Source organism: Trinickia sp. (assembly GCF_051953405.1).
Lineage (GTDB): Bacteria > Pseudomonadota > Gammaproteobacteria > Burkholderiales > Burkholderiaceae > Trinickia.
This window is the reverse complement of record NZ_JBQCIV010000108.1, coordinates 1-9,794: the sequence shown is the minus strand read 5'-3', so window position 1 is coordinate 9,794 and position 9,794 is coordinate 1. Positions and strand designations below refer to the sequence as shown.

General features: G+C 64.7%; 8 protein-coding genes and 2 pseudogenes. 6 read left to right on the top strand and 4 right to left on the bottom strand.

Annotation, left to right across the window (positions count from 1 at the left end):
• Both ACTHN9_RS18845 and cysE read left to right on the top strand, forming a co-directional pair.
• Window positions 1-345: pseudogene (locus ACTHN9_RS18845) on the top strand (RNA methyltransferase); the annotation flags it as partial.
• A 225-nt stretch (window positions 346-570) separates the two neighbouring features.
• Entirely contained in the window at window positions 571-1,368 is a 798-nt protein-coding gene (gene cysE, locus ACTHN9_RS18840) for a serine O-acetyltransferase (RefSeq protein WP_440538292.1), read from the top strand.
• A gap of 122 nt (window positions 1,369-1,490) precedes the next feature.
• Here the strand turns inward: cysE and ACTHN9_RS18835 are convergent, their stop codons facing one another.
• From ACTHN9_RS18835 to ACTHN9_RS18820, 4 genes are read right to left on the bottom strand one after another with little or no spacing between them, the layout of a single operon-like run.
• Window positions 1,491-2,303, bottom strand: a complete 813-nt coding sequence (locus tag ACTHN9_RS18835) for a UDP-2,3-diacylglucosamine diphosphatase (RefSeq protein WP_440538293.1) — start codon at window positions 2,301-2,303, stop codon at window positions 1,491-1,493.
• 26 nt (window positions 2,304-2,329) lie between these two features.
• Window positions 2,330-2,824 carry a peptidylprolyl isomerase gene (locus tag ACTHN9_RS18830; protein ID WP_440538291.1) on the bottom strand — a complete coding sequence of 165 codons (495 nt, stop codon included), beginning with the start codon at window positions 2,822-2,824 and terminating at the stop codon, window positions 2,330-2,332.
• Window positions 2,825-2,881: 57 nt separating this feature from the next.
• Entirely contained in the window at window positions 2,882-3,460 is a 579-nt protein-coding gene (locus ACTHN9_RS18825; RefSeq protein ID WP_440538290.1) for a peptidylprolyl isomerase, read from the bottom strand.
• Window positions 3,461-3,500: 40 nt separating this feature from the next.
• Window positions 3,501-4,214: a tetratricopeptide repeat protein gene (locus ACTHN9_RS18820; protein ID WP_440538289.1), complete on the bottom strand. Its 714-nt coding sequence runs from the start codon at window positions 4,212-4,214 to the stop codon at window positions 3,501-3,503.
• A 229-nt stretch (window positions 4,215-4,443) separates the two neighbouring features.
• Here ACTHN9_RS18820 and cysS point away from each other — a divergent pair, with 229 nt between their 5' ends.
• The 4 genes and pseudogenes from cysS (at window position 4,444) to tilS (ending at window position 9,377) form a co-directional block, all read left to right on the top strand.
• Window positions 4,444-5,841: a cysteine--tRNA ligase gene (gene cysS, locus ACTHN9_RS18815; protein ID WP_440538288.1), complete on the top strand. Its 1,398-nt coding sequence runs from the start codon at window positions 4,444-4,446 to the stop codon at window positions 5,839-5,841.
• A 200-nt stretch (window positions 5,842-6,041) separates the two neighbouring features.
• A pseudogene (locus ACTHN9_RS18810) lies at window positions 6,042-6,695 on the top strand (DNA-3-methyladenine glycosylase family protein); the annotation flags it as partial.
• Between the two features lie 96 nt (window positions 6,696-6,791).
• Window positions 6,792-7,763 (top strand): acetyl-CoA carboxylase carboxyltransferase subunit alpha, encoded by a 972-nt coding sequence (locus ACTHN9_RS18805; protein ID WP_440538287.1) that lies wholly within the window; start codon window positions 6,792-6,794, stop codon window positions 7,761-7,763.
• A gap of 69 nt (window positions 7,764-7,832) precedes the next feature.
• Complete coding sequence (tilS, locus tag ACTHN9_RS18800) at window positions 7,833-9,377, top strand: tRNA lysidine(34) synthetase TilS (protein ID WP_440538286.1); 1,545 nt, start codon at window positions 7,833-7,835, stop codon at window positions 9,375-9,377.
• Window positions 9,378-9,794 lie beyond the last annotated feature (417 nt).

Here is a 9,794-nt window from a genome sequence, read left to right as displayed (position 1 = left end):
AGCTCGCTCAACCTCGCGCAGGCCGTCCAAGTGCTCGCCTACGAGTTGCGCATGGCCTATCTAGCGGAAGCAGGCACGGCCGCGCCGGGCGATGCCGCCGCGGATGACGCCGGCGTCGGCGCACGGGCGCCGAACGACGACATCGAACGGATGTACGTTCACCTAGAGAACGCGTTGATCTCGCTCGAGTTTCTCGATCCGGCCAATCCGAAGAAATTGATGTCCAGATTGCGCCGGCTCTTCGCTCGCGCCGGCCTCGAGCGCGAGGAAGTCAACATCGTCCGCGGCATCGCCAAGCATATCTTGCTCAAAGCGCATGCCCGAGATCGCTCGTCCTCGTCATAGCGCGCTCATCGCACGAGGTTGCGGCGTAAAAGGGCGGCGACTCGTCGCTTACGGCCGCCAATGCCCCTCATCGCTACAGGGGCGATCCTCGTACGTCAGCAGGTTCCGTTCGATTCTCCTAGAATCGGACGGTTCGTGATAAGCAAATCGCACGAATTCATATCGACACCCGCGGCGGCGCCGCTGTCGGGGATCGATTACCGCCACCATTGAGCGAGCCCCATCATGTTCGAGAGACTTCGCGAAGACATTGCCACGATTCGTCAGCGGGACCCCGCCGCACGCAGTGCCTGGGAAGTGCTCACCTGTTATCCGGGGCTGCATGCGCTCGTTTTGCATCGGCTCGCGCATGCGTGCTGGCGCGGACAATACCGCTGGCTCGCACGTTTCGTTTCTCAGGTCGCGCGGTTCCTGACCGGTATCGAAATCCACCCCGGTGCGACGATCGGCCGGCGCGTGTTCATCGATCACGGCATGGGTGTCGTCGTGGGCGAGACTGCCGAGGTGGGCGACGATTGCACGATCTATCAAGGGGTGACGCTCGGCGGCACGCTGCTCACGCGCGGCGCCAAGCGCCATCCGACGCTGCAGCGAGGCGTGATCGTCGGCGCGGGCGCGAAAGTCCTGGGCGGATTTACGATCGGCGAGAACGCGAAAATCGGCTCGAATGCGGTTGTCGTCAAACCGGTGCCTGCCGGCGGCACGGCCGTCGGCAATCCTGCACGCGTGATCGAGCCGGCCGACCGGAAGCGCTCGCCCGAGCGTGCCGCGTTTTGTGCTTACGGCATCACGCCGAATGCGGAAGACCCGGTGTCGCTCGCGCTGCACGGGCTCATCGATCATGCGGCAAACGAGCGGCAGCGTGTCGACGAGATCGTCGCCGCGCTCGAGCGGCTCGGCGCGCGGTTGGAGGCGCTGCAGGGCGTGGAGGCGGCAAGCGTGGACCTGCAGCGTTTGTCGGCCGCGATTCAAGGGACGGCCACTGCCGCGACGCATGCCGAGGCGCCCGAGAGCGGAATTTGAAGGCGGCGCGATAAACGCAGCGTGACGCACGCCAACGCGCACCGGGGCGGGACGAGCTAGCGGCTAGCGCACAACGCGGCCGCGGCCCGAGGCCAGAAGGCCAGAAGGCCGGTTCGGGCGCTTCAGTCGAGCGGTAGCGCCTGAATCCCTTCCGCGTCGATGCGCAGGTAGCCGCCGCGGCGCGTCCCGTGATCGAGATCCCAATCCGGCAGCACCCAGCGGGTGCCGCTCGTTTCTTGGTGGCGCGCCGGCTTGTGCGTGTGCCCGTGGATCATCGTTGTGGTATGGCTCGAACGGAACAGCGCCTCGACCCCCTGATGCGTGACATCGTAAAGCGGCGAGGGCGGCCGCATGCGGCCTTCTTGGCTCGAAGCGCGCATTCGCTCGGCCAGCGCATGGCGCCACTTGAACGGCCAGGCGAGGAACAAAAGCTGCGCGGCTCGCCACCGCGCCAAACGCCGGAACGTTTGATATTTTCGATCGGCCGTGCACAGCGCGTCGCCGTGCGCAAGCACGATGCGCGCGCCGAACGCGGTCATAACGAACGGATCGGGCAACCAGATCGCGCCCGCGGCCTGCATGAACCGCTTGCCGAGCAGAAAATCGCGATTGCCGTGCATCACGTATAAGGCGATCCCGCGCTCGGACAACGTGTGCAGGACGGCCGCGATGCGAGCCGAGAACGGATCCGCTCTGAGCATGTCGTCGCCGATCCAATATTCGAACAGATCCCCGAGGATGAAAACCGAATCGGCGCTGTCCGCCGTGACGCGGATGAAATGCTCGAAGGCGTCGACCGTGCGCGGAATCGAACGGCTCAAGTGCAGATCGGAAATGAGCAAAAGCGGCCGCGGCGCGTGAGGGCGCGCGTGGCCATGCTCGTGCGGCACGCTGGCCTCGACGTTGCGAGGCCCCGCGTCTTGCCGCGCCGAGATGCCGGCATCTCGGATGACGCTCGTGTTCAATCGACCACGACCGCTTTCTCGATGACGACGTCGTCGAGCGGCACGTCCTGGTGGAAGCCCTTCGAGCCCGTCCTCACCTTCTTGATCTTCTCGACGACGTCGAGCCCGTCGACCACTTTGCCGAACACGGCATAGCCCCAGCCCTGCGGCGTCGGCGACGTGTGATTGAGGAAATCGTTGTCGTTGACGTTGATGAAGAACTGCGCGGTGGCCGAATGCGGATCGTTCGTGCGTGCCATCGCAATCGAGCCCTTGACGTTCTTCAGGCCGTTGTTCGCTTCGTTGTCGATCGGTTCGTCCGTCGGCTTTTGCTTCATGCCGGGTTCGAAACCGCCGCCTTGGATCATGAAGCCGTCGATGACGCGGTGGAACACGGTGTTGTCGTAATGGCCTTTCTTGACGTAGTTGAGGAAATTCTCGACCGATTTCGGCGCCTTGTCGGCGTCGAGTTCGAGCTTGATGACGCCGTGATTCGTGTGCAGTTCGACCATGATGCTTTCCTTTCTAAAAAATCTAGCCGGCGCGGGCCGCACCGGCGGGGGAGTACGTTATTTCGAAACGACGGTTGCCGATTGGATCACGATCGGCTGTTGCGGCACATCCGACATGGAACCGCGCGTCGTGGTGGGCGTTGCCTCGATCTTCTTCACAACGTCCATGCCCGACACGACTTTGCCGAATACCGCGTAGCCGTTGCCGTCCGGGTTCGGGTAGTCGAGCCCGGCGTTATCCACCGTATTGATGAAGAATTGATCGGTGGCCGAGTTCGGATCGCCCGTGCGCGCCATGGCAATCGTGCCCGCCATGTTCTTCAGGCCGTTGCGGCTTTCGAGCGGAATCGGGGCGCGCGTCGGCTTCTCGGCGAAGCTGGTCGTATAGCCGCCGCCTTGAATCATGAAACCCTTGATCACGCGGTGAAAGATCGTGCCGCTGTATTGGCCGGACTTCACGTAATCGAGGAAATTCGCGACTGTCTTCGGTGCCTGCTCCGGGTACAGCTCGACCTTGATGTCGCCGTCCGTCGTTTTCAGCAGCACTTGCGGATGCGTGGCGGAACTCGTCTGAGCGAAGGCCGGCGCGTTCGCGATAAGAGCGGCGCTGCCGAGCGCCAACCAAAAGCTTTTCATGGGTGTCCTCAACGTGGGGGAAATCGGGACGCAAGCCGCGCTAGCGCGACGGCGCGATATAGGGCTGCGTGGGGAACGAACTGCCCGAGCCGCCGAAATCGACGCCCGGCGAATTCATTTCCGAGCCGGGCACGTTCGCCGGCCCCCGGCGCGCGGCGGCGGTGGCTCGCTTCGCCGACGGTGCGCTCGCGGCCGCGGGCGTCACGATCTTGTCGATCGCCGCCACGCGCTGCGCCGCCGCGGCGCTCGCCTGGCCGAGACTTTGCGCGCGCCGGTACGATTGCTCGGCCAGATGCAGGTATAAGTCGCCGAGATTTTCGTAAGCGAGGCCGTAGCTCGGGTTCGCTTGCACGGCCGTTTCGAGCGCCGTGCGTGCGTCCTGGTAGCGTCCTTGCTTCGCGTAGAGCGCGGCGAGATTGTTATAGGGCTCGGGCAGCTCGGGGTATAGCTGAGTCAGTTCGCTGAATTGGCGGATCGCGTCGTCGTCCCGGTTCAGGCGGGCGAGGACGGTGCCGCGCTTGAACTTCGCCTGCGCGTCGTGCGGGTGCGAGGCGATGCGCGCATCGAGTTCGGCGAGCGCGGCGCTCCAATTTTGCGAGGCGATCGATGCGTCGATTTGCGGCGTGTCGTCGGCGACCGCCTGCGACGTTTGCGCCGATGCCGTCGGGCCCGCGAAAGCTGCGAGCGCGAGGCCCAAAACGGAAGCGGCGAGGAGGGCCGCGCCACGGTGCATGCGGCCGCTGGAAGGTTTCATAGGCTCGTGTCTGGGTGTTATACTCCGGCCCATTCTAACAAAACGTTTGCTGGTTTCCTCGAACGGCAAACGGTCCTCCGCCAGTCGTGGTCGCCTTCGCGCCGCTCGCCTCGAAGCACTCGTCGCGCGAAGACATTCGCACCGCGCAAGCCGTTTGCGCTTCATCGCGGCAGTGCTGCGAAACGCGCGCCGCCGAGTGCGGATTGCTCAGGCCTTACGCATCGTCTCTATGGAATCACTGCGCATCTACAACACGCTCGCGCGTGACAAGCAACCGTTCGTGCCGCGCCGGGCTGGCGAAGTGGGAATGTATGTCTGCGGGATTACCGTGTACGACTACTGCCACATCGGGCACGCGCGGCTGTTGGTCGTGTTCGATCTGGTGCAGCGTTGGCTGCGCACGCTCGGTTATCGCGTGACCTATGTGCGCAACATTACCGATGTCGACGACAAAATCATCCGGCGCGCAGTGGAAAACGGCGAGACGATCAAAGCCGTCACCGACCGCTATATCGCCGCCATGTATGAAGACGCCGATGCGCTCGGTGTGGCGCGCCCCGATATCGAGCCGCGCGCGACCGATTACATTCCTCAGATGCTCGGCATGATCGATACGCTCGTGGCGAACGGCTACGCGTATCAGGCGAAAGACGGCGACGTGAATTACGCCGTGCGCAAGTTCGCGCGCTACGGCGCGCTGTCGGGCAAGTCGCTCGAAGATCTGCGTGCGGGCGAGCGCGTCGTGGCCAACGACGCAAAAGAAGATCCGCTCGATTTCGTCCTTTGGAAGCATGCGAAGCCGAATGAGCCCGCGGAGTGCACGTGGGATTCGAAGTTCGGTGCGGGCCGGCCGGGCTGGCACATCGAATGTTCGGCCATGGGCTGCGCGCTGCTCGGCGAGCATTTCGATCTGCACGGGGGCGGGCAGGATCTGCAGTTTCCGCATCACGAGAACGAGATCGCTCAAAGCGAAGGGGCGACCGGACAAACGTTCGTCAATTACTGGATGCACAACGGTTTCGTGCAGATCGACAACGAGAAGATGTCGAAATCGCTCGGCAATTTCTTCACGATTCGCGAGGTGCTCGCGAAGTACGATCCGGAAGTCGTGCGCTTCTTCCTCGCGCGGGCTCATTACCGTTCGCCGATCCACTACAGCGACGTGCACCTCGACGACGCGCGCGCGGGGCTCACGCGCCTTTACACCGCGCTCAAGGACGTCGTGCCCGATCACGCGCCGCTCGACTGGAACGAGCCTCACGCGCAGCGGTTGCGCGAAGCGATGAACGACGACTTCAACACGCCTGTCGCCGTCGCCGTGCTGTTCGAACTCGCGACGGAAGTGAACCGCACGCGCGACGCCGGCTTGGCACGACAGCTGCGCGCGTTGGCGAATGTTTTGGGATTGCTCGGCCGCGAGCCGCGCGCGTTCTTGCAAGAAGGCGCGGGTGCGCTCGACGCCGAAGGGCTCGACGCCGTCGCGATCGAAGCGAGCATCGCCGCGCGCCAGGCCGCGAAGCTAGCGAAGAACTATGCCGAGGCAGATCGGATTCGGGCGGAATTGCTCGAGGCCGGTGTTGCGCTTGAAGACAAACCCGGCGGGGCGACCGAATGGCGCCGCGTATGACGACCGTGCATCGCACGTCGCGCTGATCGACTCGCCCGGCAGGAGGCAAGATGGCAACGGCCAGAAAGGCGCCCGCGCGCGCCAGTCGCAAAAGCGACACGCGCGCGAGCACGGCGGCGGCATCCGCTGAATCGAACGACAAGACGGCTACCAAGCGCGCCGCCGGCGCGAAGAAGGTGCCCGCGGTCAAGCCTAACGGCGCCGCGGCGCCCGTTCAGATCGGCGGGTTCGAGCCCGCTCAGACGCGGCCCGCTTACTGGGACCGTGCATGCGCGGATCTCGTCAAGCGCGACCGCATTCTCAAACGGCTCATTCCGAAGTTCGGTCCCGTGCATCTCGTGAACGGCAGCGATCCGTTCGTGACGCTCGCGCGTTCGGTGGTGGGGCAGCAGGTGTCGGTACAGGTGGCGCAAGCGGTATGGGAGCGCATCGAATCCGCTTGCCCGAAGCTCTCGCCGCAGCAGTTCAAGAAGCTCGGCCAAGAGAGGCTCGTGGCCTGCGGGCTATCGAAACGCAAGTGCGACTATTTGCTCGACCTCGCGCAGCACTTCGTCTCGGGCGCGCTGCACGTCGACAAATGGATGTCGATGGACGACGAAGCCGTGGTCGCCGAGCTGACGCAGATCCGCGGCATCGGGCGGTGGACCGCCGAGATGTTTTTGATTTTCAACCTGTCGCGTCCCGATGTTTTGCCCCTCGACGATCCCAGTCTGACGCGGGCCATCAGCGTCAACTACTTCAGCGGCGAGCCCGTCACGCGCAGCGAAGTGCGCGAGGTGGCGGCCAATTGGGAGCCGTGGCGCACCGTGGCGACGTGGTACATGTGGCGCAGTCTCGAAGGCTTGGCCGAGTAAGGCTATTAAATAGCTAGATTCAATAGTTTTGCTCGATCTCACGTGGGGCGCGGGCGGTTAGAATACGCGCTGCCGCAGGATTCTAGGAACGAACATATGAAAACGACCTTTCTGGATTTCGAACAGCCCATCGCGGAACTCGAAGCGAAAATCGAAGAATTGCGCTTTGTCCAGGACGATTCGGCTGTCGATATTTCGGAAGAGATCGAGCGGTTGTCGAAGAAGAGCCAGCAGCTCACGAAAGACCTGTATGCGAATCTGTCCCCGTGGCAGGTATCGCAGATCGCACGCCACCCGCAGCGCCCGTACACGCTCGATTACGTGAACGAGCTGTTCACCGATTTTCACGAATTGCACGGCGATCGCGCGTTCGCCGACGATCTATCGATCGTGGGCGGCTTGGCCCGCTTCAACGGTCACCCGTGTATGGTGATCGGCCAGCAAAAGGGCCGCGACACGAAAGAGCGCGCAGCCCGCAACTTCGGTATGCCTCGCCCCGAGGGTTACCGTAAAGCGGAACGGTTGATGCGCCTGGCCGAGAAGTTCGGTCTGCCGATCTTCACGTTCATCGACACGCCGGGCGCCTATCCGGGCGTCGGAGCCGAGGAGCGCGGGCAATCGGAAGCGATCGGCCGCAATCTGTACGTCATGGCCGAGTTGAAAACACCCATCATCGCGACGGTGATCGGCGAGGGCGGTTCGGGCGGCGCGCTGGCGATTGCCGTGGCCGACAGCGTGCTGATGCTGCAGTTCTCGACCTACTCGGTGATTTCGCCCGAAGGCTGCGCGTCGATTCTTTGGAAGAGCGCGGCCAAGGCCCCCGAGGCCGCCGAAGCGCTGGGCTTGACGGCGCACCGGTTGAAAGCGCTCGGTCTCATCGACAAAATCGTCAACGAGCCGCTGGGCGGCGCGCATCGCGACGTGAAGGGCATGGCTGCTTTGCTGCGCCGTGCGCTGGCCGATACCCTGCGCCAGTTCCAAGGCATGAGCGTGCCCGATCTGCGCCAGCGTCGTTTCGAGCGGCTCATGTCCTACGGCAAGTTCAAGGAATCGTTCCCGGGCGCATAAGTCATCGGGCGTCGCGGCGGCTATGGTTCTATCGTTCGCCGTCCGCGCGTTCCCTCAACGAACTCAGACGTGACTGCCCCCGTCGACTCCGCCGCCGAGCGCATCGTTCTCGATGCCCTCGGCGGCGCGCTTTCCAACGTTCCCGCTGGGGCGAGCGTCGCGATTGCCTATAGCGGCGGGCTCGACTCCACCGTGCTGCTGGACGCGGCCGCGCGCGTCGTAGGCGCGCACCGTTGCGTCGCGCTGCACGTCCATCATGGGCTCAGCCCCAACGCCGATCGTTGGCTTGCGCATTGCGAGACTTCGGCGAGCGCATTGGGCGTGCGGTTCGACGCTGAGCGCGTACGCGTGAGGCGCGAGAGCGGCGAAAGCGTCGAAGCGGCCGCGCGCGAGGCACGCTACCGCGCGCTCGACGCCATGGGCGCGCGGCAAGGGGCGGCCGTGCTGTGGCTGGCGCACCATGCCGACGATCAAGCGGAGACGGTGCTGCTTCAGTTGTTGCGTGGCGCCGGTGTCGCGGGGCTCGCGGCCATGGCGCCGCAGCGTATCGACGAATCGTCGGCGATGCCGCGCGTGCGTCCCTTTTTGCCGCTGTTGCGGGCTCAGCTCGAACGCTACGCCCATCTGCGCGGCTTGCGATGGATCGAGGATGAATCGAACGCGGACACGCGCTACGCGCGCAATGCGCTTCGTCACGAAGTCATGCCCGTTTTGGCCACGCGCTTTCCGGGCTTTCGCGATGCGCTCGCGCGCACCGCTCGCCATGCGGCGACGGCCCAGCGGCTGCTCGACGACCTGGCTCGGATCGACCTGCGCACGGTGGCGCGAGACGACGGCGTCGCGTTGTCGCGCAAGGCCCTGACGGCGCTCGACGATGCGCGCGCGATGAACGTCATGCGCGTGTGGATTCGATCGGCTGGGTTGCCGGCGCCGTCGGCGGCCCGCTTGGCGAACATGCTGCGGCAACTGCGCGAGGCGCGTGGCGGACACGGGCTCAGCGTGATGCATGACGGCGCTTGTCTGCGCATGTATCGGGACAAAATTTATTGGGAGCAGCGCTCGCCCGAGCGCGCGCCGCCGCGCGTCGCGCAAGAGCAGGGCGGCCAGGGCATCTCGCTTCCGAACACTGCCTCGGGACTGGTCGACCAAGACTTGGCGGGCGAGTCGGGTGCGCGCGAGGCAATCGACGACGCCGCGAGCGGCGTGGGCGACGCAAAGCGGATGGCGTGTCTTGCTTGGCGCGGGCAGGAAGTATGGCGCCTGCCGCAATGGCGCGGCTCGATCGTTTTCGTGCCGACGGCCGACGACGATACCGGCCCCGATACCGTGCCGGCCGCGCTGCTTGCGAGCGCGCCGCTTTGCGCGCGGGCGCGCACCGGCGGCGAGCGGATGCAACGCATGCCCGGCGGCGCGGCGCGCACGCTCAAGAACTTGTTTCAGGAACTCGGGGTGCCGGCTTGGGAGCGCGACGTACCGCTCATCTATGTCGGCGAGACGCTTTTGTTCGTGCCCCGAGTGGGGCTGAACGGCGCCGTCGAACGGGCATTGCCGCTGTCGCGCCGGCGCGGCGAGCGCAGACGGTTGGAGTGGCGGCTGGATTTGCTGATCGCCTAACTGCGAACCGTGAGCGGTGATCGGCGCTTGCCCATTCGATGGGGCCCGGGGCGGCCGCGTGGCGCATCGCGTCGTGCCCGATTGACACCGGCGGCCGACTTGCGCTTGTCTTTTCGCCCTCGATCAAGTACGCTCGAAGGCTCGCCCGATCCGCTTTCGCAGCCGTTTGTGCGCTTTTTGCGCATTCGCGGTCTTTCTCTGCGCTACCCGCGCCAGCGAGAGGCTCCAGCAGCAAGCGCTTCGCATCTGGGCAATCCGCGCACGCTGCGCTCACGCTTCGCAGCCATCCTTCGTCGTCGTAGTGCTCACGAGGCCGCGAGACCGAACGGCAGTCCTGCGGTTCTGCTCTTGGCGCATCGGCGCGGTTTCTCCTCCAGTTCAGAACGACAATGGCACTCATCGTACATAAATACGGCG